We start from the raw sequence: 24,193 nt of genomic DNA on the forward strand, positions 1-24,193 counted from the left end.
TGCTTTAAATTGCGGCGGGGCAGAGACGGGCGGGGGCGCCATCATGAGATTGGCCGTCACCACGATCTGATCGGCGGGCTCGATTGGCGCGGCCGGCGCGAACTTGCTCTCGCGCAGGTCGGAGGTGGTCGTGCCGCGCGGGTAGCAGACCAGCCGAAGCGCGCTGGCCTCCTGCGGGATCGTCGACACGGCGACCCGGTTGAGCCGCCCGGCGACCGCCTGCACCTCGGCCTGGGAAAACGCCTCGCCATTGCCGTTGGCCAGCGTCATCCAGGCGAACAGGTCGAGCGCACGGCCATCGGGGGCGAGTGTGGCGACATAGCTCGCGCGCCAATCGAAGCCGGAGGCGAGATAGGTCAGCCGCACCGTGACGGTCGCCGCTGCCGGGCTGGCGGTGGTCACGCTCAACACCGGCTTGCTGGACAGCCCGGCCGGCACCCCCGCATAGCCGAGATGCTCGTGCAGGCCCGAGCAGCGCAGTGCCTCGATGCCCGCGGCCGTCTGTACGATCACGCCCGGCCGCGGGCCGGCGACGATCGTCGCCTCCTCGCTGACCGACCGGCCGGTCGCCTTGTCGGTGCGGGTCAGCGTGACCCGTCGGCCGAGCGTGCCGTCGACCAGCGAGGCCGGCGACAGCAGGCGGGCGTCGCGGTTCTTCTCGATCGTGCCTCCGGGCAGGCCGTCGATCACCGCGCTGACCGGCACGATCCCCTCGGCCACGCCTTCGAACCGCAGCACCGCGGTCCCACGCGGCAGCCGCACGCGCCGGGTTTCCGTCACCAGCGCGAACCCGCCCAGGAAGCGCAGGTCCATTGCGCCCCTGCCATATGGCGCACGGTAGACGGTCAGGGACACCCGATCGGGCGCGGCGGAGGTGACGGTGACCGGCTCGGCGCGCAGCGGCGTCGCGGCGACCGCTGCCAGCAGCACGGCCGCCGCAATCCACCGGTGCGGCATCAGTAGCGCGTGTCGAAGGTCGTGGTCACCACGGCGCTGCCGTTGGCCGGCACCGGCACTTGCCAGGCATAGGTTCCGGCATCGCGGCGCTCGCCCTTGGCGCTGTCCGCGACAACGCGCACGTCGCCCCCATCGAGGCCGCCCTGGATCAGCTCGACCGTCACCGGCCGCGACCGCGCATTGGTCAGCGTGTAGCGCACCGCCGTCCGCCAGCGGCTGTCGCCCTGCCGGGTCCGCGAGACCGTGGTCGGCTGGACCTTGACGTCGAACGCGTCACCCGTGGGCAGCGCGATCGTCGAGCCCTGCGGCGTGTGCTCGATGCGGTTCTCGCCGGTGAACTGCGGCTGGCCGCGCGCATCACGGACATAGACCCGCACGACGCCGGCCGGCAGCGCGTCGCCCATGCCGGCCGCGCCGGAGTTGCTGAAGCGCAGCACCGACTGCGCGCTTCGCGGCGTGTCCGAGCTGCCGAGCCAGGCGTTCTCGAACCGGTAGCCCGCGCTTGCCGCGACGCCTTTCGCGTCCAGGAAGCTGACCTGCTTGGTTTGCTTGTCGGCGATCGTGGTGCGCTCGGCCAGCGGGTAGAGGTAGAAGTCGCCGAGCTGTTCGCGCGCTGCGCTCTCGGTGCCTGTCACGGTCCGCGTCGCCCGCCGCCGCCGGGGCGTGTAGTCGCCGTTATTGTCGTCAGTGCTCCCGACCTCGCCGGCGACCAGCAGCGTCTTGGCGTGCGAGAAGGTGGTGCCGCTGGTGTTCTTCAGCGTCACCCAGCCCTGCACGTCCACCGTTCCGCTTTTGTCGTCGAACAGCGCGACATAGTCCGCGCTCCAGCCGAGGCCCCGGCTGAGATAGGAGAGCGTCGCCGGCCGCGTGCCCGCGCGGCTGCTGGCCAAAGTCACCGACAGCGTGGGGCGCGCCCTGAGCGCATCCGGCACCTTGTCGAAGATCGCGCGGACCGGCAGCCCGTCGTCGCGCAGCACCTCGACATGGCCGTTCACCTCGATGACCACGCCGCCGTTGACGGCCAGCACCTTCGCCCGCTCGCGCGTCTCGGCGCCGGTGGCGGGGTTGGTGCACACCAGCGTGATGGTTTCGCCCACCGCCTTTTCCATCAAGCTCGACGGGCTGAGCAGGTCATAGTCGAAATTCTGCTCGACGATGGCGGCGTCGGGCACGACCAGCGACACGGTTTCCGGCCGGATCGCCGCACTGACGTCCGGGAAGCTTTGCCGCACCCGCCCGTTTCCCAGCGTCAGCTGGCGCACGTCCTGCACCAGTGCGACGTCGTTGTTGTAGATGGTCACCGACACGTCGCCTTGCGCACTGCCCGCGGCGGGCGCGTCGGCGGGCGGGGGGAGCTGCTGGGCGAAAGCCGCCGTCGATCCGAGCAGCATCGCCAGACAAGCCGCTCGCCAGAAGTTCTTGCCCACGCCATCCTCCCCTGATCGGCCTATCCATGGCGCAGCCGGGCCGCAGAGGCAACGCGGCAGTGCCGGGGCGGCCGTCGGAACGGACGCGGCTCGTCGCAAGGGAAGGCTGCCCGGTCCTGAACGTCCGCCATCCGGGGCCGTGAGCCTCTCCGCCCCAAATCTATGCTGCGGCCGTGCCGGCGTGCTAGAACCGCCTTCATGGCGAAATCCCAAAGCAACAGCGGCACCGTCGATGTCGATGGCGCCCTCTATGATTGGCGCCTCCAGCGTGAGCCGCATCAGTCGGATGACGGAGGCTGGAAAGGAATGACGATCGCCCTTCTCCAGCGCGATGCCAAACGCGAAGCTTGGGTGGAGTTTCCGCCGCCCAAGCGGCTGTTGAAGGGCTTGCCGCGCGGGCGGATTCAGCTCGATGACGCGACGATCTCGCGGTGCGTGCGCGCCGCTCTGTCGGCCGGTTGGGAGCCGACGTCTCGGGGCAAGCCGATGGTGTTCACCGTCGATGCCGAAGGCAATTGACGCCGCCGATGCGGGCAAGAGCAGACGTCTCGGTGCCTGATCGCCTCGCGCTCCAAGCGTGCCCGACAGCCCATCTGAAGGCAGATCGCAAGATCTTCGAACCCCGATGAATTATCGACATTCCTTCCATGCCGGCAATAGCGCCGATGTCGTGAAGCACAGCCTGCTGATCGCGCTGGTGCACGCCTTGCAGCAAAAACAGGGCGCGCTGACCCTGATCGACACCCATGCGGGCTGCGGGCTGTACGACCTTGGCGGCGAGGACGCGCGACGCACCGGCGAGTCCGTGCAAGGCGTGCTGCGCGCCTTTGCCGACCCGAACCCCTTGCTGAACGATTACCGTGCCGCCGTCCAGGCGGTGAATGTCGGACCCGCGCCGCACCTCTACCCCGGCTCGCCGCGGATTTTGGCGCAGCTTCTGCGCCCACAGGACGTCCTGATCCTGAACGAGAAACACCCCGAGGATGCGTACGCCCTGCGCCGCACGATGCGCGACATGTCTGCTGCCGTGCATGAGCGCGACGCCTACGAGCTTTGGCTGGCGATGCTGCCGCCCCGCACCGCGCGCGGATTGGTGGTGGTCGATCCGCCCTACGAGCAGACGGACGAGCGCGCACGGATCACCGCCACGCTCGCCGCCGCTGACCGCAAATGGGCGCACGGCGTGACGGTGATCTGGTATCCGCTGAAGGACCGCGCCACGCATCGGCAATGGAAGGAGCGGTTACGCGCGCTGGGCATCCCGAAATTTCTTTGGGTGGAGCATTGGTTGTACGACAGCGATCAGCCCGGCATCTACAACGGCGCGGGCCTTTTTATCGTCAACCCGCCCTATGCCTTCACGCAGGCGCTGCCGCCTCTGCTGGAAGCCTTGCGCGTCGTGCTGGCGCCGGAGGGGCATAGAGGCGAGATCGCCTCCGACTGGTTGGGCGGTTGAAGCGGATCGGCGCGTGACGATCATGCGCGCGCTCGCCGATGCGCAGATAGGTCGCTTCGAATTCGCCTTCCTGTTGAAGGCGCCGCAGATCGGGGATCGTGAGGGCGTCCAGCGACTTGCCGGGCGCCCGGATGATGCTTTCGCGTTCGTAGGCGATGTCGAAATGACCGTCGCTCTCGCCCTTGTTCCGGCCGGAGCGAGACGACGCCGCACCTGCGCGTGGTGCGGAACGATGGCGATCACGAGGCGTGCGGCACCCTCATCGGGGGGCGATGGCGCGCGCGATCCACGGTTTTTCCGGACGCAATCGATCGCGGCGATCGCATTCTGGAAGAGCATTGCGCCTGAGGCTCAACCGAACGCTTGGCGCAAGACGGATTGTTAACCTGCATGCGCCATGGCCCGACGGTTGGCCGCGTGAGGTAAGTCGCAGATGTTCCAAGGCATGTTCCGCGAGCGGCGCCGAACGTCGGCGGTGCGGGGAACCGGGCTGTTGCACACGCCGGCCGAGCCGGGCTTCAATCGCTTCGTCGATGCCGCGGCGCGCGCGTTCAACGCGCCCATCGCGCTCCTGTCGCTGATCTCCGGCCAGCAGCAATGGTTCAAGGCCACGCACGGTCTGGAAATCGACTGTATCGACCGGGACGAGGGGTTCTGCAGCTTCACGCTCGACCGATCCGGCTTGCTCGAGATCTGCGATCCGCAAAGCGATCCGGATTTCGCATCACTGCCCGTGGTCGCCGGTGCTCCTCACGTCCGCTACTATATCGGGGCGCCGCTGCGCCTGTTGAGCGGAGTCGATGTCGGCGCGTTGTGCGTGCTCGACACGGTGCCGCGGCAACCCGCGTCGGGCGACCAGAAGGCCTATCTGCTCGGTCTCGCCCGGCAAGCCTCGCTGGCGCTGGAGGCCCGGCTCGATCTCGTCGGTGATGCGGCATGATGCGCATCACGCTCTGCATCGCCCAGGAGCATGATCTCAGACTCGTGGCGCTGGCGCTCGTCGTCTGCCTGATCGGCTCCGCTGCCTCGGTGCAATTGTTCGGCCGCATCCGCTCGGCTTCCGGGCACAGCCGGACGGGATGGATCGGGCTGACGGCGGTCGCCACCGGCACGATGGTGTGGGCCACGCATTTCGTGGCGATGATGGCGTTTCGCACCACCGCGCCGGTCGTGCTCGACCCGATGCTGACGCTCGCGTCGCTGCTCGTGGCCATCGTCGTGGCGGCACCCGGTCTCGCCGTCGCGGCAAGACGCCGCCCATCGGCGGGCGCACTGGGCGGCGGCATCATCGGGCTTGCCGTCGCGATCATGCATTATCTCGGCATGTCGGCCTACCGCGTCGACGGCATCGTGTCGTGGCGATGGGGCTATGTCGCCGCATCGGTCGTCCTGTCGGTCGTGCTGAGCGCCGCGGCATTTCGCGTCCTGAACAGCCAGCATCGTCGTCGTCGGAGCGCGGCGGTGTCGCTGCTGGCGCTGGCGGTGGCCGCGCTGCACTTCACCGGCATGGCGGCGATGGACATCACCGTGCTGCGCATGGGCGACGGTCTCTCCGACGGCACCATGGCCGCCCTGGCCTTCACCACGACGATCGGCGCGCTCATCGTCGTCGGCTGCGCGGCCATCAGCGCGCTGATCGATGGCCACACGCAAGGGGAATCCTATCGCCGCCTGCGGCGCATGGCGCTGCACGACGGCCTGACCGATCTGCCGAACCGGATGAGCTTCACCGAGGAACTGGAACGCCGTTTTCTCGTGAAAGAGGGCTATCCCTGCATGGCCGTCGCCATGCTCGATCTGTCGCGCTTCAAGGTCGTGAACGACACCTATGGCCATCAGGCGGGCGACCAGCTCCTGATCGCGTTGGCCGCACGCCTGTCTGCGATGCTGCGAAGCGGCGAGTGTATCGCCCGCCTGGGTGGCGACGAATTCGCCGCGGTCATCTCGTTCAACCAGCGCAGCGAACTCGACGGCTTTCTCGCGCGCCTGCGCGATGCCTTCGAGCAGCCCTTCGTCTTCGACCGGTTCACGGCCGCGATCGGCGCCAATATCGGCGTGGCGATGGCCGCTTACGATGGCTTCAACCCCGACGAGCTGCTCGCGAAGGCGGACCTGGCGATGTACCGGGCCAAATCGGCCAGATCGGCCGAACCCTGTTTCTACGACGCGCAGATGGACGATGCCGTCCGCGAACGCCGCGAGCTGGTGGCCGATCTGCGCGAAGCGCTCCTGACGGAAGCGTTCGAGCTTCACTATCAGGTACAGGCGTCGATCGAGACGGGCGCCATCACCGGCTATGAGGCGCTGGTCCGCTGGAACCATCCGGCGAAGGGGCTGATCCCGCCGGCCTCGTTCATCCCGCTCGCCGAGGAGAGCGGCGAGATCGTGCCGCTGAGCATCTGGATCTTGCGGCAGGCCTGTTTCGAGGCGGCGCTCTGGCCGAACCGCCATGCCGTCTCGGTCAATCTTTCGCCCAAGCACCTGGCCGACCCGCGGCTGATCGAGACGGTGCGGAGCGCGCTCGCGGACAGCGGCCTCGCACCCGAGCGCCTTACGCTGGAGCTGACGGAAAGCGCCATCATCCACGATCGGCTTTTCGCCCTGGAGCAACTGCGGGCGTTGAAGACGATGGGCCTCGCCATCGCGCTGGACGATTTCGGCGTAGGCTATTCGTCGCTGGACGTTCTGCGATCCTTTCCCTTCGATCGCATCAAGCTGGACGCGTCGTTCGTTGCCGAGATCGAGCGGGACGAACAGGCGGTCTCGATCCTGCGCTCGGTGGCGGCGCTCGGCGTCACGCTGAACATGCCCGTGCTCGCCGAGGGGATCGAACAGCCGGCGCAATTGGCGATCGTCTCGCGCGAAGGCTGCTCGGCGATCCAGGGCTATCTGATCGGACGACCGTCCCGCACGCTGGTGAGCGCCGATCAGGTTCGTCGGATCATGCTCCTCAAGCCGCAAGCGGTCGAATCGGGATCTGCGGTCGGATAGGCCTGTTCCAGGCCGACGTCCTGCCCGCAGCGTTCGCTCCGAACGTGTCGAACGGCCTGTCGCACGCGGTAGCTCGACCCCTGGTCAGCGCTGTTTCCGCGTTACGGTCGCGGTGAAATCCGGATCCTTGTTGGCGACCCAGTCGACGAACTTGCGGACGTTCGGGTTGGCGAGCAGCGCCTCCGCATCCATCCCGGCGCGCTGCAGTTCGGAATTGGTGAAGTTGGCGGTCAGCGTCTGCTGGCAGATCGCATGCATCGGCACCACGTCGCGCCCACCGCGGCTCTTGGGAACGGGATGGTGCCAGACGATGGTCTTGCCGGTTGGGCGGCCGCACAGCCAGCACGGAACGGGCGCCGCCGCCACCGCATTCGACTCCGCCGCGTCGCGCAGGTCTTCACGGGGATCATGTTTCGAATGTTTGCGGGCCATGTCTCTCGCCGATGCCGGATGATCGTCGCCAGCCTATAGCGTCGCGGCGCCCTTGTCCCATCCTCGACGCCGTCGACGGCGCGTCGTCCCGCAAAAGCGCCTGCGCGGATGGGGCCGCCGATCCTTAAACACGGGTTCAGCGTAATTCGTAAAACCCGGTCAATCCGGAGATCCTATCGTGGTGCCGTCATGAACGGGGTGGGCCTTCGATGAAACCGATATCGTATGCGGGGTTAGCGCTCCTGTCGTTGATGCCCTCGGCCGCCGGCGCGCAATATAGCGTCTACTGGTCCGCGCCCGTTCAAACGAACGCGGCGCGCTCCTATTTCCCGATGGGCACGCCGTTGCGCCTGACGTCGCGAGTCGAGCTCAACACCAAGGACAATCACGCCGGCGACCGCTTCTATCTCGAAGTCGCCGAACCGCTCCTCTATCGCGGGCAGGTCGTGGTGCCGGTGGGGTCGATGGCGGTCGGCGAGGTCATGCGTTCGGAACGCAACGGCCATTTCGGCAAAAGCGGACAGTTGGAGATCCGGCTGGACTATGTGGAGACGCCGAGCGGCCCGGTTCGCATTTCGGGGCGCCTCGCCCGCAAGGGGACGGGGCAGGAAGTGCTGGCGATCGGCGGCGGCGTCGTGGTCGCATGGCCGATGTTCCTCATCCACGGCACCAGCGGCCGGCTCGCCGCCGACACCATGGTGACCGCTTATCTCGCGGACGACTTGCACTTCGCGGCCCAGCCCGATGCGCAGCAAGCCGCGCTGGTCAGGCCCGATGCCACCACCCCGCCGCCGCGCGTGTCGCCCGCGCGCTTCGATCCGGTGGCGTTCTCGAGCCCCGACCAGCGTTGAGCATTCGGCGGAGACGCCCGGACAGGGCGTCTCCCGCTGACGATGGCGACCCGGATGCGGGCCGGTCCGCTCAGCCTTTCTGCTCGTCGATATAAGCGTCTGGGTCCTTGTCGACCGCCTTCACGCCGGTCAGATATTTCGCGTCGAACGCGGCGAACTTGATCGCGGCGGCATGGCGTTCCTCGGCGCTGGTATGGCGGCGATAATCGGTCATGCCCTGGCGTTCCTCCTCCGCCATGTGCTTGGAATTGACGAGGTTGGCCTTGTCCACCGCGTCGAACCACGCCTTCGTGCCCACCTGCTCCTTGGCGACCGCGGCGGCGGCGTCGCGGATCTCGTTATGATCGTCGATCGCGTCTTCCACCTCCTCGTGCATGTCGTCGGCATCGCCCGCGCCCTCGCCGCGGCGCACCACGGTCGGGTAGAAATAGCGTTCCTCGGCCTCGGCATGCGTGTCGAGCAGGCCGTGAAGGCGGTTCCACACCGAGCCCAGCGCTTCGGTGTCGTCGGTGCCGATCTCCTCGATGATGGCGAACAGCTTGCGCTGCTCGGCATGGTCTTCGAGGATGAGATTGCAGATATCCATGAACGCCTCCCTTGGACGTGATGAGCCCTTGATCGCGATCAGGAACCGGCGCGCGCACGGGATGTTCCCGGCGCCCCGCGATAAGGCCGCGCGTTGACGCTGCCCGCCCGCGCGGCTAGGGGCGCCGCTGTGAAGGGTTCCCGGCGACGGGATCAAAAGGGAAGCCGGGACAGCGGGAATATCCGCGAGGCCGGCGCTGTACCCGCAACTGTGACCGGATAGCGGCCACCCCGATATGCCACTGGGCCACGGCCTGGGAAGGCGGGGTGGGCGCGGCGACCCGGAAGCCAGGAGACCTGCCTCTCACGGTCGATCCACTGCACGGGCGGGAGCTCCGGTGCGGACGAGGCATTCCCTCGAGCGAGCGACATCCGGCCGCTCGCACTTCCGCGCGCGGTCCTTATGAGGATGTGCCCACGTGAAGTCCCTTTTCCTGATCTCCGCCGCGCTGATCCCGGCCGCGCTGATCGCCTCGCCCGCCGCCGCGCAGGTCGCGCCCGCCGATACCGGGCTCGACAGCGTCGCCCCCGGCACCGACGTCATCGTCACCGCCTCGCGCGTGCCGCAGGATGCGCGCGAGGTGGGGCAGGCGGTCACCGTGATCGACCGCGCCGAGATCGAGCGCCGCCAGACGACCGTGCTGTCCGACCTGCTGGCGACGACGCCGGGCGTCACGGTCACGCGCAACGGCGGCATCGGCACGCTGACGAGCGTGCGCATCCGCGGCGCCGAGGCGGAGCAGACGTTGGTGGTGATCGACGGCGTGCGCGTCAACGATCCGTCGTCGGCGAGCGGCGGCTATGATTTCGCCAACCTGCTGTCGGCCTCGGTCGCGCGGATCGAGGTGCTCCGCGGGCCCAACGCCGTGCCCTGGGGCAGCCAGGCGATCGGCGGCGTCGTCAACATCATCACCGAGACGCCGACCGAGGGCCTCCACGCGCGCGCGCGCGCCGAAGGTGGCTATGCGGGCACGGCGTTTGCGAGCGCCGGGCTGTCGGGGGCGACCGGCAACCTGTCGGGCGCGCTGACCGCGGGCTATCTGCGCACCGACGGCATCTCGGCCGCGGCGATCGGCACCGAGCGCGACGGTTACGAGCAGATCGGCGGCACCGGGCGGCTGGATTACGAGATCGCACCGGGCATCGGCATCGATCTGCGCGGCTATTATGCGCACAGCAAGGCGAATTTCGACGGCTTCCCGCCCCCCAACTATACGCTGGCGGACGATTCCGAATATGGCACCGCGCAGGAGATCTACGGCTATGCCGGGCTTCACGCGAACCTGCTGGGCGATCGCCTGCGCAACCGGATCGCGTTCACCATCGCCGACATCAACCGCGACAATTACGATCCGACGCAGGACCCGACCGAGACGTTCCTGGCGCGCGGTCGCAGCGAGCGGTATGAATATCAGGGCGATTTCACGCTGACCCAGCAGATCCGCCTCGTCGGCGGGGCAGAGCGCGAGAATAGTCGCTTCTACGACGGCTTCACCACCGAGCGGACCGGCATCACCAGCGTCTATGGCGAGGCGATCGTGAAGCCGATCCGCGAGCTGACGATCACCGGCGGCGTGCGCAACGACGATCACGACACGTTCGGCAACCACACGAGCTTCGGCGCGGATGCGGCGCTGGCGCTTCGCACCGGGACGACGCTGCGCGCGAGCTATGGCGAGGGCTTCAAGGCGCCGACGCTCTACCAGCTCTACAGCGCCTATGGGAACACGCGGCTCTCGCCCGAGGTCGCGCGCAATTACGATCTGGGCGTGGAACAGTCGCTGCTCGGCGGCCGGGCGGTGGCGAGCGCCACCTATTTCAACCGGATCACGCGCAACCAGATCACCTTCCGCTCGTGCACGCGGCTCGAGCAATTGACGAGCGGCAGCATCTGCGTCGATCGCGCGTTCGGCGTGTACGACAATATCGCGCGCGCGACCGCCGATGGCGTCGAACTGACGTTGGCGCTCAAGCCCGTCGATGCGCTGACATTCTCGGCCAATTATTCGTATATCGATGCGAAGAACCGCACGCCGGGCACGGCCTATGGGCTCGATCTCGCGCGGCGGCCGCACCAGACGATCAGCACGAACGTCGATTACCGCTTCCCCTTCGGGCTGCAGATCGGCGGCACCGTCACCGCCGTCGGCGACAGTTTCGACAATGCTGCCAACACCGTCCGGCTCGACGGCTATGCGCTGCTGGGGGTGCGCGCCGAGATGCCGATCAACCGGCGGATCGCGGTCTATGGACGCGTCGACAACGTCACCGACCAATCCTACCGCGTGATCGCCGGCTATGGCACCTATGGCCGCGCGGCCTATGGCGGCGTGCGCGTGTCGCTCGACTGATGCGCGCGCTCGGCGCCCTTCTGCTGCTCGGTGCGTGCGGGCCCGTGCCCGCCGCGCCACCGCCGCGGGCGGGCGCGGTGCCGATGCGGATCGTCTCGACCAATCCGTGCGCGGACGCGGTGCTGATGCGCCTCGTGCCCCCCGCACGGATCGCGGCGATCAGCCATTATTCGCAGGAGCCGAGCGCGACCTCGATCCCCGTGGCACTGGCGCGGCGGTTCCGCGGCACCGAGGGCACGGCGGAGGAGGTGATCGCGCTCCACCCCGATCTGGTCATCACCAGCAGCTTCACGCCGATGGCCACCAAGGCGGCCTATGCGCGCGCCGGCCTGCACACTTTGGTGCTGAACTTCGCGCCGTCGATCGCCGACAGCGAGGCGCAGGTGATGCAGATCGCCGAAGCCACGGGCACGCGCGCCGCCGGGCGCGCGCTGAACGCCGAGATCGATCGCACGGTCGCCTCCGTCGCGCGGCACGACCGCCGGCCCACCGCGCTGCTCTATATCTCGGGCGAGCTGGCGACCGGGCCGGGCACGCTGCTGGACGACATGATGACGCATGCCGGTTTCGCCAACGCCGCCACCCGGCACGGCCTCACCCACACCGGCCGGCTGTCGGGTGAGGCGCTGGTGATGGATCCCCCTGCGATCATCATCGCACCCGACGGCCCGAGCCGCGGCGCGGCGATGCGCCGCGCGCTGCTGAAGGATACCCGCCATGCGTGGTTCGCGCGCGACCTCATCAATTGCGGCGGCCCGGTGATCGTGCCCGCGCTGCGCCGCCTCGCCGCGATCCGGGCGACGCTATCATGAGCCGCGCGGTCAAACTCGCGCTGCTCGCCGGGCTCGTCACGCTGCTGTTCCTCGCCTCGCTGCTGTGCGGCAAGGTCTGGGTGCCGCCCGCGGCCCTCTTCAGCGACGATCCGCGCTGGTGGATCATCCTCCAGTTGCGCCTGCCGCGCGCGGTGCTCGGCCTCGTGCTGGGCGCGGGGCTCGGCCTGTCGGGCGCGGTGTTGCAAGGCTATCTGCGCAACCCGCTGGCGGACCCCGCCGTGCTGGGGGTATCCTCGGTCGCGGCGCTGGGCGCGGTCGCCGCGATCGTGGCGGGGATCGCCACCGGGCCGATCGTCTTTGCCTGCGCCATGCTCGGTGCAGGGCTCGCGATGGCGCTGCTGGTGGCGCTCACCTGGCGCTCGCCGGGCACCGTCACCTTCGTTCTCGCCGGCACCGTGCTGACGAGCTTCGCCGGCGCGCTCACCGCCTTTCTCATCTCGATCGCGCCCAATCCCTATGCGGTGGCGGAGGTGATCGACTGGATCATGGGCGCGCTCACCGATCGCGGCTGGGGCGACGTCGCGATGGCGGTGCCGCCGATGCTGGCGGGCGGCGTGCTGCTGCTGCTGACCGGCACCGCGCTCGACGCGCTGTCGCTGGGCGAGGCGGCGGCGCATTCGCTGGGCGTCCGGCTGGGGCGGGTGCGTGCGCTCGTCATGCTCGGCACCGGGCTGGTCGTGGGCGCGGGGGTCGCGGTGACGGGCGTGGTCGGGTTCGTCGGACTGGTGGTGCCGCATCTGCTGCGGCCGGTGTTCGGGCATCGGCCGGGCGGGTTGCTGCTCCCGTCCGCACTCGGCGGCGCGGCGCTGGTGCTGGCCGCCGACAGCCTCGTCCGGCTCACGCCCGGCGCGGGCGAGGTGCGGCTGGGCGCCGCGATGGCGCTCATCGGGGCGCCGTTCTTCCTGACGCTGCTGGTGCGATCGCGGGGGGCGTCATGGAACTGACCGGCGGCGAACTGCGGATCGAGGCGCTCGGCGTGACGCTCGGCCGGCGGCCGGTGCTGCACGACGTGTCCGCCATCCTGCGGCCGGGCCGGCTCACCGCGATCCTGGGACCGAACGGCGCGGGCAAGAGCACGCTCGTCAAGGCCGCCGCGGCGCTGATCCCCGCAGCCGCCGGCCGGGTGCGGATCGGCGACGAGGACGTGGCCCGGCTCGACCCGCGCGACCGCGCCCGCCGGATCGGCTATCTGCCGCAAGAGGCGACGGTGCACTGGAACGTCGCGGCGCGCGACGTGGTGGCGCTCGGCCGGCTGCCGTATCGCAGCCCGCACGCCGCGCCCTCGACCGACGACCGCGCCGCGGTGGAACGCGCGATGGCGGATACGGTCACGCTCTCCCTGGCCGATCGGCCGGTGAACGAACTGTCGGGTGGCGAGCGCGCGCGCGTGCTGCTGGCGCGCGTGCTGGCGGGGCGCCCGCGCTGGCTGCTGGTGGACGAGCCGCTCGCCAGCCTCGATCCCGCGCACCGGTTCGATCTGGTCGACCGGCTGAAGGCCGCGGCGGCCGAGGGCGCGGGCGTGGCGATGGTGCTGCACGACCTGATGCTGGCGGCGTCGGCCGCGGACGACGTGCTGCTGTTGCAGGACGGCCGCATCGCCGCCTTCGGCCCCGCGGCCGAGGTGCTGACGCCGGCGCGCCTCGCCGCGGTGTTCGGCGTCCGCGTGGTGCCCGTCATGATCGAGGGGCGGCCGATCGGCATACCCGTCGCGCGTCTGGATCGCTGACAGCGCTCGACGGTTGTGCCAAAGGCGGCCCGACAGAGTCGGCGCGGCCGATCGGCAGGAGAGCCCGTTTGCGTATCATCGATCATTTCATCGCGGGCGCCAGTGGCGGCGTGGGCGGGCGTAGCAGCGACGTGTTCGACCCGAATACGGGGCAGGTGCAGGCGCAGGTGACGCTCGGCACCGCCGCCGATCTCGATCGCGCGGTGGCCGCGGCGCAGGCCGCGCAGCCCGGCTGGGCCGCGACCAACCCGCAGCGCCGCGCGCGCGTGATGTTCCGCTTCAAGGAACTGGTCGAGCAGAACATGGACGAGCTCGCCCGGCTCCTCAGCGCCGAACATGGCAAGGTGGTGGCGGACAGCCGCGGCGACATCCAGCGCGGGCTCGAGGTGATCGAATTCTGCTGCGGCATCCCGCACATCCTGAAGGGCGAATACACGCAGGGCGCCGGGCCCGGGATCGACGTCTATTCGATGCGCCAGCCGCTCGGTATTGGCGCCGGGATCACGCCGTTCAACTTCCCCGCGATGATCCCGCTCTGGATGTCCGGCGTCGCGATCGCGACCGGCAACGCCTTCATCCTGAAGCCCAGCGAGCGCGATCCGTCGGTGCCGGTGCGGCTGGCCGAGCTGTTCCGCGAGGCGGGGCTGCCCGAGGGCATTCTGCAGGTCGTGCACGGCGACAAGGAGATGGTCAACGCGATCCTCGATCACCCCGCGATCGCCGCGGTGAGCTTCGTCGGATCGTCCGACATCGCGCATTATGTTTATCGGCGCGGCGTCGATGCGGGCAAGCGCGTGCAGGCGATGGGCGGGGCGAAGAACCACGGCATCGTGATGCCCGATGCCGATCTCGATCAGGTGGTGGCCGATCTGTCGGGTGCGGCCTTCGGCTCGGCGGGCGAACGCTGCATGGCGCTTCCCGTGGTGGTGCCGGTCGGCGAGAAGACCGCCGAGGCGCTGCGCGAAAAGCTGATCCCCGCAATCGCCGCGCTGCGCGTGGGCGTTTCGACCGACGACGACGCGCATTACGGCCCGGTGGTGAACGCGGCGCACCGCACGCGCATCGAGAACTGGATCCAGACCGGAGTGGACGAGGGCGCCGAACTCGTCGTCGACGGGCGCGGCTTCGAACTCCAGGGGCATGAGAAGGGCTTCTTCATCGGCCCCAGCCTGTTCGATCACGTGACGCCGGCCATGAGCGCATATCGGGAGGAGATTTTCGGCCCCGTCCTCCAGATCGTCCGGGCCAGGGATTTCGAGGAGGCGGTGCGGCTGCCGAGCGAGCATCAGTACGGCAACGGCGTCGCGATCTTCACGCGCAACGGCCATGCCGCGCGCGAATTCGCCGCGCGGGTGAATGTCGGCATGGTCGGGATCAACGTGCCGATCCCGGTGCCGGTCGCCTATCACAGCTTCGGCGGGTGGAAGCGCAGCGCGTTCGGCGACACCAACCAGCACGGCATGGAGGGCGTGAAGTTCTGGACCAAGGTGAAGACCGTCACACAGCGCTGGCCCGACGGCTCGGCGCTGCCGCGCGGGTCGGAGGATGGTGGCCCGTCGCGCGTCAACGACGCCTTCGTCATCCCGACGATGGGCTGAGCGGCATGCGGATCCTTCTTCTCGCCACCGCCGCGCTGGCGCTGTCGGCCTGTTCCAAGAGCGGGTCGGGCAACAATTCCTCCGACGCGGCGCCCACCGCCATGCAGGAGCAGGTGCCGGCCAACCTCACCATGGATCCGGGCAACCAGATGGTGCCGATCGCGCAGCCTTCGCCCTCGCCGGTCGCCGGCATCCCTGCGCCGTTCCAGGGCCGCTGGGGCATGGTCGGCAAGGATTGCGTGCCCGGCCGGGGTGATGCGAAGGGGCTGATGATCGTCTCCGGCGACGCGCTCACCTTCTACGAATCGCACGCCACGATCGGCAGGGCGGACCGGCTCGCGCCGGGCAGCCTGTCGCTGAAGCTCGACTATCTGGGCGAGGGCAAGCGCTGGAGCGACACCGAGACGCTCACCCTGGTCGATCCGCAGACCTTGGTGCGCGAGGCGAAGAGTCCCGCGGGATCGTTCCGTTATTCCAGGTGCCCGAAATGACCGACCAGTTCGACCTGACCGCCGACCAGCGCGAGATCCAGGAGCTCGCGCGGCGCTTCACCGCCGACCGGATCACGCCGCACGCCGCCGAATGGGACGAAAAGCACGTTTTCCCGCGCGAGACGATCAAGGCCGCCGCCGATCTGGGCTTCGCCGCGATCTATGTCAGCGAGGAATCGGGCGGCATCGCGCTCGGGCGGATGGAGGCGGCGCTCATCATGGAGGCGATGGCCTATGGCTGCCCCTCCACCAGCGCGTTCATCTCGATCCACAACATGGCGAGCTGGATGATCGACCGGTTCGGATCGCCGACCGTGAAGGCCAAATATCTGCCCGATCTGGTGACGATGGAGCGGCTCGCCAGCTATTGCCTGACCGAGCCGTCGTCGGGTTCGGACGCGTCCGCGCTCAAGACCAAGGCGGTGCGCGACGGCGACGACTGGATCGTGACGGGCTCCAAGCAGTTCATCTCGGGCGCCGGCGAGAACGAGGTGTACGTCACCATGGTGCGCACCGGCGAGGAGGGGCCTAAGGGCATCTCCGCGCTGGTGATCGAAAAGGACATGCCCGGCGTGTCGTTCGGCGCCAACGAGCGCAAGCTCGGCTGGCACTCGCAGCCGACGCGCCAGGTGATGTTCGACGGCGTCCGCGTGCCCGGCGAGAACCTCGTAGGCGGCCTTGGCGAAGGCTTCCGGATCGCGATGATGGGGCTCGACGGGGGGCGGCTGAACATCGGCGCCTGCTCGTTGGGCGGTGCCCAGCGTTGTCTTGACGAATCCATCACTTACACGAAGTCGCGCCAGCAGTTCGGCACCAACATCGCCAACTTCCAGAACACCCAGTTCATGCTGGCGGACATGGCGACCGAGCTGGAGGCGGCGCGCGCGCTCCTCTATGTCGCCGCCGCCAAGGTGACTGCGAACGCCCCCGACAAGACGCGCTTCGCCGCCATGGCCAAGCGGCTGGCGACCGACACGGGATCCTCGGTGGTCGACCGCGCGCTGCAGCTGCACGGCGGCTATGGCTATCTGATGGACTATCCGATCGAGCGTTTCTGGCGCGACCTGCGCGTCCATTCGATCCTGGAGGGCACCAATCAGGTGATGCGGATGATCGTCGGCCGCGATCTGGTGCGCCAGTGACGCCGGACCTGATCGTCGCGCTCGATGGCCCGGTCGGCCGGATCCGGCTGAATCGTCCCAAGGCGCTGAATGCTCTCAACACGCCGATGTGCACCGGGCTGATCGAGGCGCTGGAGGCGTGGCGCGCCGATCCCGCCGTCGCGACGGTGATGATCGACCATGCCGAGGGCCGCGGCTTCTGCGCGGGCGGCGATATCCGCATGCTCGCCGCGTCGGGCGCGGGCGACGGCGCCGAGGCACGCGACTTCTTCCGCGCCGAATACCGGATGAACCACCGGCTGTTCACCTATGCGAAGCCGACCATGGCCTTCATGGACGGGATCACGATGGGTGGCGGCGTCGGCGTCGCGCTGCCCTGCCGCTATCGGATCGCGACCGAGAACACGAAATTCGCCATGCCTGAGACGGGGATCGGCCTGTTCCCCGATGTCGGCGGCGGCTGGTATCTGTCGCGGCTGCCGGGGCGGATCGGCCAGTATCTCGCGCTGACCGGCGCGCGGCTCGACGGCGCCGAATGCCACGCGCTGGGCCTGGCGACGCATTACCTCCCGGCCGCGACGCTCGACGACGCGAAGGCGCGGATCGTGGCGGGCGAGGAGGTGGCGGCCGTGCTCGCTGCGCTGGCCGTGCCGCCGCCCGAGGCCGCGATCCTCGCGCACCGCGACGACATCGACCGGCTGTTCGCGGGCGCGGTGCTCGAAGACATTCTGGCCGCGCTGGAAGCGGATGCCGGCGACTTTGCGCGCGCGACGCTCGCGACGCTGCGCACCAAATCGCCCCAGGCGATGAAGGTCAGCCTGAAGTTGCTGCTCGACGGGCACGCTATGGCGACGTTCGAGGACGAGATGCGCCAGGAATATGCGGTCGCCACGCGCGTCGTGCAGCGGCCCGATTTCATCGAGGGCGTGCGCGCGGTGATCCTCGACAAGGACCATGCGCCGCGCTGGAGCCCGGCGACGCCGGAGGGCGTGAGCGATCATGCGATCGACCGCATCTTCGCGCCCTTGCCCGAGGATCAGGCGTGGACGCCGGTATGAAGGACCCGAATCATGGCTGATTACGAAACGCTGCTGGTGGAGCGACGCGGACGGGTGACGCTCGTCACGCTCAACCGGCCGCAGGCGCTCAACGCGCTCAATTCGCAGTTGCTGGCCGATCTGCTCGCGGTGATGGCGGATTACGATGCGGACCCCGAACAGGGCTGCGCGGTCGTCACCGGATCGGCGAAGGCGTTCGCGGCCGGCGCCGACATCAAGGAGATGCAGGCGCAAGGCTTCGCCGACATGTACGGCCATGACTTCTTCGCCGGATGGGACCGGTTCGCGCGGACGCGCAAGCCGGTGATCGCGGCGGTGGCGGGCTATGCGCTGGGCGGCGGTTGCGAGCTGGCGATGATGTGCGACTTCATCCTCGCCGCCGACAGCGCGAAATTCGGCCAGCCCGAGATCAAGCTGGCGGTCTCGCCCGGCATGGGCGGATCGCAGCGGCTGACGCGCGCGGTCGGCAAGGCCAAGGCGATGGAGATGTGCCTCACCGGGCGGATGATGGACGCGGCCGAAGCCGAGCGTGCGGGCCTCGTCAGCCGGATCGTTGCGGCGGACGGTCTGGTGGAGGAGGCGGTGAAGACCGCCGCCGCGATCGCCGGGATGGCGCCGCTCGCCGTGCTCGCCAACAAGGAGATGGTCAACGCCGCCTTCGAGGGCGGGTTGGCGATGGGTGTGCAGTTCGAGCGTCGGCTGTTTCACGGCCTGTTCGGCAGCGCCGACCAGAGCGAGGGCATGGCGGCGTTCGTCGAAAAGCGGCCGGGCAACTGGTCGGGACAGTGATGGAGTAGGGTGATGGCACGCGTCGGGTTCATCGGTCTGGGCAATATGGGCGGCGGCATGGCCGCCAATCTGGCGAAGAGGGGGCATGACGTCCGCGCCTTCGATCTGTCGGCGGCGGCGCTCGACAAGGCCAGGGCGGCGGGCTGCCTGCCGGTGACGTCCGCTGCCGAGGCGGTGGACGGCGCCGAGGCGGTGGTGACGATGCTGCCGGCGGGCACGCATGTCGAGCAGGTGTACCGCGAGCAGGTGTTCGCATCCGCGCCTGTATCGGCCATCCTGATCGACTGTTCGACGATCGACGTGGCGACCGCCCGTCAGGTGGGCGAGGCCGCGCAGGCGGCCGGGTTCGCGATGGTCGACGCGCCCGTCTCGGGCGGCATCGGTGCGGCGGCGGCGGGCACGCTCACCTTCATGGTGGGCGGCAGCGCACAGGGGTTCGAACGCGCGCAGCCATTCCTCGCCGACATGGGCAAGGCGGTGATCCATGCCGGTGCGGGTGGTGCTGGACAGGCGGCGAAGATCTGCAACAACATGCTGCTCGGCGCGACGATGGTGGCGACGTGCGAGGCGTTCCTGCTCGCGCAGCGGCTCGGGCTCGATCCGCGCACCTTCTACGATATCTCCTCGGTCAGTTCGGGCCAGAGCTGGTCGATGACGAGCTATGCGCCGCTGCCGGGCGTCGGACCCGATACGCCGGCGGACCATGATTACCAGGGCGGCTTCGCGGCGGCCTTGATGCTGAAGGATCTGCGCCTCGCGATGGAGGCGGCGCGCGACGCGAGCCTCGACGCGCCGATGGGCAAGCGGGCGACCGAACTCTACGAGGCATTCGCCGGCATGGGCGAGGGGGGCACCGATTTCTCGGGCATCATCCGCATGCTCGGCGCGTGAGGGTCAGGTGACCGCCAGCCGCTCGGCATAGGCGGGGTCGCGCCAGCTTTCATCGGCAATCACCGTCTTCAGCAGTTCGCCCGCGCGCCACACGTCGGCATGCGACAGATAGAGCGGCGTGAAACCGAGCCGCAGGATGTCGGGTGCGCGAAAATCGCCGATGACGCCGCGGGCGATCAGCGCTTGCGTCAATTCATAGGCATGGGCGTGGCGGAAGCTGATATGGCTGCCGCGCCTGGCCGGGTCGCTGGCGGTCACGCATTCGAGGCCTGCCGCCGCACCCGCCTCGGCCATGATCGTCCACAGCGCCGCGCTTTTCGCCCAAAGCGCATTCCGGTCGAGATCGGCCCATAGGTCCAGCCCAGCCTCCAGCGCCGTCATGGCGAGGATGGGGGGCGTGCCGGCGAGCCAGCGGGTCATGCCGGGTGCGGGGCGATAGCCGTCTTCGAACGCGAAGGGCGCGGCATGGCCCATCCAGCCCGAGAGCGGGCTGGCCAGTCGCTCCTGCCACCGTTTGGCGACATAGAGGAAGGCTGGCGCCCCGGGGCCGCCGTTCAGATATTTGTAGGTGCACCCGACCGCCAGGTCCGCACCGGCACCGCCCAGATCCACCGGCACCGCGCCGACGCTGTGGCTCAGATCCCAGAGCATCAGCGCGCCGGCATCGTGCGCGGCGCGCGTCCAGTGCGCCATGTCGAAGCGATCGGCGGTCTTGTAGTGGACATGGGTGAGCATCAGCACCGCGGTCTCATCATCGAGCGCCGCCGCGAGATCGGCACGCGCGACGATCCTGAGCCTGGCGCCGGGCACGCACGCCACCGCGCCCTCGGCGATGTGCAGGTCGGTCGGGAAATTGCCCGCCTCGCTCACCACGGTCCGGCGCGTGGACGAGACGCGGAGTGCCGCGACCAGCGTCTTGAAGAGGTTGGCCGAGGTGGAATCGCCGACGATCACCTCGTCCGGCGCGGCACCGATCAATGGGGCGATCTTGCCGCCGAGCCGCTGGGGCGCGTCGATCCATCCCTCGTTCCAACTGCGGATCAGCCGATCGCCCCAGGCGCGCGCTGCCGTGTCGGCAAGCGCCGCCGGGGTGGCGCGGGGCAAGGGGCCGAGCGAATTGCCGTCGAGATAGATGACGCCCTTGGGCAGCGCGAAGCGATCGCGATAGGCGGCGAGCGGATCGGCGGCGTCGCGGGTGCGGGCCTGTTCGAGCGTGGTCACTGGCCGTCCTTCCGCGGATCGAGCGCGGCCACGATCAGCCGCTTTGCTTCGGCCCACGCCGCCGTTTCGGGTGCGATCAGTTCGACATGGCCGGTCTGCGCAACGGTGTGGAGCGCGACGCGGTCGCCGGCTGTCGCCGCCTGTGCGACATAGCCGGTGGCCAGGCGATAGGGGATGATCCGGTCCTCGCGCCCGTTGACCAGATCCTGCGGCACGCCGAGCGGCAGCAGGCGGGGGACGGAGGTGTCCGCATAAGGATCGGCGCGGCCGATTCCGACCAGCTTGCCGACCACGTCGGTGCCGCAGCCATTGTCGGGGCTGGCGGCGGTCGCCTCCAGATCGGGCAGTCCGCCCAGGCTGACGACATGCGCGATCGGCAAGGGATTCGCGGCGTGAAGCGGGCTGGCGGCGGGGATGTGCCGACGCCCTGCCAGCCAGAGCGCCAAATGACCGCCTGCCGAATGGCCGACCGCGACGACGCGGCGCGTGTCGAGGTGGAAGCGCGCCGCGTCCGCCCGCAGCCGGTCCGCGGCGGCCGCGACGTCGGCAAAGGTGCCGGGATAGCCGCCGCCGGTGCGATCGACGCCGCGATAATCGATGTTCCACACCGCGATGCCGCTGCGCCGCAGATCGGCGGCGATCCAGTTCATCAGGCTTCGGTCGGCGATGCTGGTCGTCCAGCAGCCGCCATGCACCATCAGCACCACGGGATGCGGACCTGCGCCCGCGGGAAGCCACATATCGACCTTCTGCATCTGGTCGACGCCATAGGCGATCGTGGCGTCGGGCACGGGCTTTGCCCGCCCGACCAGATCGGGCCAGGTGAGCGGCGTGAACGGGGCGGCGGCCATGGCGGGACTCGGGAGCAGGAGGGCGGACGCGAACAGCGCGATAAGTTGGCAAAGGTGCCGCGCAGAGCGCGTGTTCGGGCGGGCAGGGGGATGGTTGTCGTGCATCGCCAACACCCTGGCAGATGCCGAGGCGAGAGGACAGGCGGGATGACAAAACGGGAACGACCATGCTATCGCCGATCCCGACGATGGCCAGCGACTTCAAAGACCCTTTCGACGCGATCGTGGATGCGCCCTTCGACAGCGCGCTGAGCGAACGCTATCTCGTCTATGCGCTGTCCACCATCACCGCGCGGTCGCTGCCCGATGTGCGCGATGGTCTCAAGCCCGTCCACCGGCGGCTGCTATGGGCGATGCGGCTGCTGAAGCTCGATCCGGCGCAAGGCTACAAGAAATGCGCGCGCGTCGTGGGCGACGTGATCGGCAAATACCATCCGCATGGCGACCAGTCGGTCTATGATGCGATGGTGCGGCTCGCGCAGGATTTTGCGCTGCGCTACCCGCTCGTCGACGGACAGGGCAATTTCGGCAATATCGACGGCGATAATGCCGCGGCCTATCGCTATACCGAGGCGCGGCTGACTCAGGTCGCGATGGACCTGATGGACGGCCTCGACGAAGAGGCGGTCGATTATCGCCCCACCTACAATGGCGAGGAGCAGGAGCCCGAGCTGTTCCCGGGCCTGTTCCCCAATCTGCTCGCAAACGGCGCCGCCGGGATCGCGGTGGGCATGGCGACCAACATTCCGCCGCACAACGCCGCCGAGCTGCTGGAGGCCGCGATCCTGCTGGTCGACACGCCCGAGGCGGACGACGACGCGATCCTGGCGCATGTGAAGGGCCCCGACTTCCCGACCGGCGGGCTGGTGGTGGATCCGCCCGCGGTGATCCGCGAAAGCTATGTCACCGGGCGTGGTGGCTTTCGCGTCCGTGCGCGATGGACGATCGAGCGCGAAAAGGGCGGCGGCTGGCAGGTCGTGGTGAGCGAGATCCCGTATGGCGTGCAGAAGGGCAAGCTGATCGAGCAGATCGCCGGGCTCATCAACGACAAGAAATTCCCGATTCTGGCCGATGTGCGCGACGAATCGGATGCGGTGGTGCGGATCGTGCTGGAGCCGCGCAGCCGCACCGTGGACGCGGGCGTGCTGATGGACGGGCTGTTCCGCCTGTCCGATCTCGAGACGCGGATCAGCCTGAACCTCAACGTGCTCGACAAGGACCGCACCCCGCGCGTGATGTCGCTGCGCGAGGCGCTGGCGGCGTGGACCGAGCACCAGTTCGTCGTCCTGCGGCGACGCACCGAGCATCGGCTGGCCAAGATCGCCGACCGGATCGAGCTGCTCGACGGCTATCTGATCGCTTATCTCAACCTCGATCGGATCATCGAGATCATCCGCACCGAGGACGAGCCTAAGCAGGTGATGATGGCCGAGTTCGGCCTGACCGATCGCCAGGCCGAGGCCATCCTTAATATGCGGCTGCGTTCGCTTCGCCGGCTGGAGGAGTTCGAGATCCGCGGCGAGCGCGACAAGCTCGACAAGGAACAGGCCGCACTGACCGCGCTGCTGGCGGACCCCAAGAAGCAGCGCGCGCGCATGAAGCGCGATCTGGCCAAGATCCGCGATCGTTACGGGCCGGAGACGCCGCTCGGCCGGCGGCGCACGGGGATCGAGGAAGCGGCGCCCACGCGCGACATCCCGCTGGAGGCGATGATCGAACGCGAGCCGATCACCGTGATCCTGTCGCAGCGCGGATGGATCCGGGCGCTGCGCGGCCATGCCGATCTCGCCGCCTCGGATGCCGCGAAGTTCAAGGAAGGCGATGGCCCCGCCTTCGCGTTTCACGCGCAGACGACCGACAAGATCCTGCTCGCTGCCGAGAATGGCCGCTTCTTCACGCTGGGCGCGGACCGGCTGCCGGGCGGGCGCGGCTTCGGCGAGCCGGTGCGCGCGATGATCGATCTGGATGGCGGGATCGGGATCGTCGCGCTGATGCCGGCCACCAAGGTGCAGCGGTTGCTGGTGGTGGCGAGCGACGGCCGCGGTTTCCTCGTGCCCGTCGCCGACGTGCTGGCCGAGACGCGCAAGGGCAAGACGGTCGTCACGCCGCGCGCGGGCGCGGTGCTGAAGGTGGTGCGGCCGGTATCGCCCGCGCATGATTACGTGGCGGCGATCGGGGACAACCGGCGAATGCTGGTGTTCCCCCTGAACGAATTGATCGAGCTTTCGCGTGGGCAGGGCGTGCAGTTGCAACGCTATCGCGACGCCAGCCTGTCGGATGCGATCACCTTCGTCTTCGCCGAGGGGTTGAGCTGGCCGATGGGCGGCGACAGCGGGCGGACGCGCACCGAAAGCGACCTCGGCCTGTGGCGCGCGGCGCGCGGCGCGGCGGGGCGGATGCCGCCCAACGGCTTCCCGCGGGACAATCGTTTTCAGTAATTCGTCGGGGCTTCCGGGGGTCTGCTTTAGAGAGGATTAACGAAGCGACGTTATTGCTTTGGGACAATGACCGTCGCTCTTTCCTCGATACACGCCGCGATGCTGGCGGACGATTCGACCGTGAAG

At 68.9% G+C, this 24,193-nt stretch carries 22 protein-coding genes, 1 pseudogene and 1 riboswitch; of the genes and pseudogenes, 17 read left to right on the forward strand and 6 right to left on the reverse strand.

Annotation, left to right across the window (positions count from 1 at the left end; translation table 11 throughout):
• A pseudogene (locus tag OXQ95_RS14465) lies at window positions 1-957 on the reverse strand (hypothetical protein); the annotation flags it as partial.
• Window positions 957-2,348, reverse strand: coding sequence for a DUF4139 domain-containing protein (locus OXQ95_RS14470; RefSeq protein ID WP_267382167.1), 1,392 nt, complete (start codon window positions 2,346-2,348; stop codon window positions 957-959). The pseudogene OXQ95_RS14465 and the gene OXQ95_RS14470, both read right to left, overlap by 1 nt.
• A 234-nt stretch (window positions 2,349-2,582) precedes the next feature.
• On the opposite strand from OXQ95_RS14470, the gene OXQ95_RS14475 reads away from it, so the two are divergent.
• From OXQ95_RS14475 to OXQ95_RS14495, 5 genes are all read left to right on the forward strand, one after another.
• Window positions 2,583-2,903 carry a hypothetical protein gene (locus OXQ95_RS14475; protein WP_267382097.1) on the forward strand — a complete coding sequence of 107 codons (321 nt, stop codon included), beginning with the start codon at window positions 2,583-2,585 and terminating at the stop codon, window positions 2,901-2,903.
• A 106-nt stretch (window positions 2,904-3,009) separates the two neighbouring features.
• Window positions 3,010-3,840: a 23S rRNA (adenine(2030)-N(6))-methyltransferase RlmJ gene (gene rlmJ, locus OXQ95_RS14480; protein ID WP_267382098.1), complete on the forward strand. Its 831-nt coding sequence runs from the start codon at window positions 3,010-3,012 to the stop codon at window positions 3,838-3,840.
• A gap of 13 nt (window positions 3,841-3,853) precedes the next feature.
• Window positions 3,854-4,225, forward strand: a complete 372-nt coding sequence (locus OXQ95_RS14485) for a hypothetical protein (protein ID WP_267382099.1) — start codon at window positions 3,854-3,856, stop codon at window positions 4,223-4,225.
• A 48-nt stretch (window positions 4,226-4,273) separates the two neighbouring features.
• The gene (locus OXQ95_RS14490) at window positions 4,274-4,780 is read left to right on the forward strand and encodes a GAF domain-containing protein (protein WP_267382100.1); all 507 of its coding nucleotides are present in this window, start codon (window positions 4,274-4,276) and stop codon (window positions 4,778-4,780) included.
• On the forward strand, window positions 4,777-6,831 hold the full coding sequence (locus tag OXQ95_RS14495; protein ID WP_267382101.1) for an EAL domain-containing protein: 2,055 nt from the start codon (window positions 4,777-4,779) through the stop codon (window positions 6,829-6,831). The genes OXQ95_RS14490 and OXQ95_RS14495 overlap by 4 nt, the downstream gene beginning before the upstream one ends.
• 84 nt (window positions 6,832-6,915) lie before the next feature.
• Here the strand turns inward: OXQ95_RS14495 and OXQ95_RS14500 are convergent, their stop codons facing one another.
• Window positions 6,916-7,263, reverse strand: coding sequence for a hypothetical protein (locus OXQ95_RS14500; RefSeq protein ID WP_267382102.1), 348 nt, complete (start codon window positions 7,261-7,263; stop codon window positions 6,916-6,918).
• Window positions 7,264-7,472: 209 nt separating this feature from the next.
• Between OXQ95_RS14500 and OXQ95_RS14505 the strand changes: the two genes are divergently transcribed.
• The gene (locus OXQ95_RS14505) at window positions 7,473-8,114 is read left to right on the forward strand and encodes a hypothetical protein (protein WP_267382103.1); all 642 of its coding nucleotides are present in this window, start codon (window positions 7,473-7,475) and stop codon (window positions 8,112-8,114) included.
• A 70-nt stretch (window positions 8,115-8,184) separates the two neighbouring features.
• On the opposite strand, the gene OXQ95_RS14510 is transcribed toward OXQ95_RS14505, so the two are convergent.
• Entirely contained in the window at window positions 8,185-8,700 is a 516-nt protein-coding gene (locus tag OXQ95_RS14510; RefSeq protein WP_267382104.1) for a hemerythrin domain-containing protein, read from the reverse strand.
• 117 nt (window positions 8,701-8,817) lie between these two features.
• A riboswitch (cobalamin riboswitch) is annotated at window positions 8,818-9,019 on the forward strand.
• Between the two features lie 99 nt (window positions 9,020-9,118).
• Here OXQ95_RS14510 and OXQ95_RS14515 point away from each other — a divergent pair.
• The 10 genes from OXQ95_RS14515 to mmsB all read left to right on the forward strand — a co-directional run bounded on the left by OXQ95_RS14515 (window position 9,119) and on the right by mmsB (window position 19,557).
• Entirely contained in the window at window positions 9,119-11,050 is a 1,932-nt protein-coding gene (locus OXQ95_RS14515; protein ID WP_267382105.1) for a TonB-dependent receptor, read from the forward strand.
• Window positions 11,050-11,862, forward strand: a complete 813-nt coding sequence (locus OXQ95_RS14520; protein WP_267382106.1) for an ABC transporter substrate-binding protein — start codon at window positions 11,050-11,052, stop codon at window positions 11,860-11,862. The genes OXQ95_RS14515 and OXQ95_RS14520 overlap by 1 nt, the downstream gene beginning before the upstream one ends.
• On the forward strand, window positions 11,859-12,827 hold the full coding sequence (locus OXQ95_RS14525) for an iron ABC transporter permease (protein ID WP_267382107.1): 969 nt from the start codon (window positions 11,859-11,861) through the stop codon (window positions 12,825-12,827). Before OXQ95_RS14520 ends, OXQ95_RS14525 begins: the two co-directional genes overlap by 4 nt.
• Window positions 12,818-13,609 carry an ABC transporter ATP-binding protein gene (locus tag OXQ95_RS14530; protein ID WP_267382109.1) on the forward strand — a complete coding sequence of 264 codons (792 nt, stop codon included), beginning with the start codon at window positions 12,818-12,820 and terminating at the stop codon, window positions 13,607-13,609. The genes OXQ95_RS14525 and OXQ95_RS14530 overlap by 10 nt, the downstream gene beginning before the upstream one ends.
• Window positions 13,610-13,677: 68 nt before the next feature.
• Window positions 13,678-15,207 (forward strand): CoA-acylating methylmalonate-semialdehyde dehydrogenase, encoded by a 1,530-nt coding sequence (locus tag OXQ95_RS14535; RefSeq protein WP_267382110.1) that lies wholly within the window; start codon window positions 13,678-13,680, stop codon window positions 15,205-15,207.
• A gap of 5 nt (window positions 15,208-15,212) precedes the next feature.
• Entirely contained in the window at window positions 15,213-15,698 is a 486-nt protein-coding gene (locus OXQ95_RS14540; RefSeq protein ID WP_267382111.1) for a hypothetical protein, read from the forward strand.
• Entirely contained in the window at window positions 15,695-16,840 is a 1,146-nt protein-coding gene (locus tag OXQ95_RS14545) for an acyl-CoA dehydrogenase family protein (RefSeq protein WP_242097619.1), read from the forward strand. The genes OXQ95_RS14540 and OXQ95_RS14545 overlap by 4 nt, the downstream gene beginning before the upstream one ends.
• On the forward strand, window positions 16,837-17,877 hold the full coding sequence (locus OXQ95_RS14550) for an enoyl-CoA hydratase/isomerase family protein (protein WP_267382113.1): 1,041 nt from the start codon (window positions 16,837-16,839) through the stop codon (window positions 17,875-17,877). Before OXQ95_RS14545 ends, OXQ95_RS14550 begins: the two co-directional genes overlap by 4 nt.
• A 12-nt stretch (window positions 17,878-17,889) precedes the next feature.
• Window positions 17,890-18,666: an enoyl-CoA hydratase gene (locus tag OXQ95_RS14555; protein WP_267382114.1), complete on the forward strand. Its 777-nt coding sequence runs from the start codon at window positions 17,890-17,892 to the stop codon at window positions 18,664-18,666.
• A 12-nt stretch (window positions 18,667-18,678) separates the two neighbouring features.
• On the forward strand, window positions 18,679-19,557 hold the full coding sequence (gene mmsB, locus OXQ95_RS14560; RefSeq protein ID WP_267382115.1) for a 3-hydroxyisobutyrate dehydrogenase: 879 nt from the start codon (window positions 18,679-18,681) through the stop codon (window positions 19,555-19,557).
• Window positions 19,558-19,560: 3 nt separating this feature from the next.
• On the opposite strand, the gene kynU is transcribed toward mmsB, so the two are convergent.
• Together kynU and OXQ95_RS14570 are read right to left on the reverse strand one after the other, a co-directional pair.
• Complete coding sequence (gene kynU, locus OXQ95_RS14565; protein WP_267382116.1) at window positions 19,561-20,778, reverse strand: kynureninase; 1,218 nt, start codon at window positions 20,776-20,778, stop codon at window positions 19,561-19,563.
• Window positions 20,775-21,629: an alpha/beta hydrolase gene (locus tag OXQ95_RS14570; RefSeq protein WP_267382117.1), complete on the reverse strand. Its 855-nt coding sequence runs from the start codon at window positions 21,627-21,629 to the stop codon at window positions 20,775-20,777. Before OXQ95_RS14570 ends, kynU begins: the two co-directional genes overlap by 4 nt.
• 188 nt (window positions 21,630-21,817) lie before the next feature.
• Between OXQ95_RS14570 and parC the strand changes: the two genes are divergently transcribed.
• Window positions 21,818-24,067 (forward strand): DNA topoisomerase IV subunit A, encoded by a 2,250-nt coding sequence (parC, locus tag OXQ95_RS14575; RefSeq protein ID WP_267382168.1) that lies wholly within the window; start codon window positions 21,818-21,820, stop codon window positions 24,065-24,067.
• The last annotated feature ends 126 nt before the right edge of the window (window positions 24,068-24,193 follow it).

Source organism: Sphingomonas sp. GC_Shp_6 (assembly GCF_026540835.1).
GTDB lineage: Bacteria > Pseudomonadota > Alphaproteobacteria > Sphingomonadales > Sphingomonadaceae > Sphingomonas.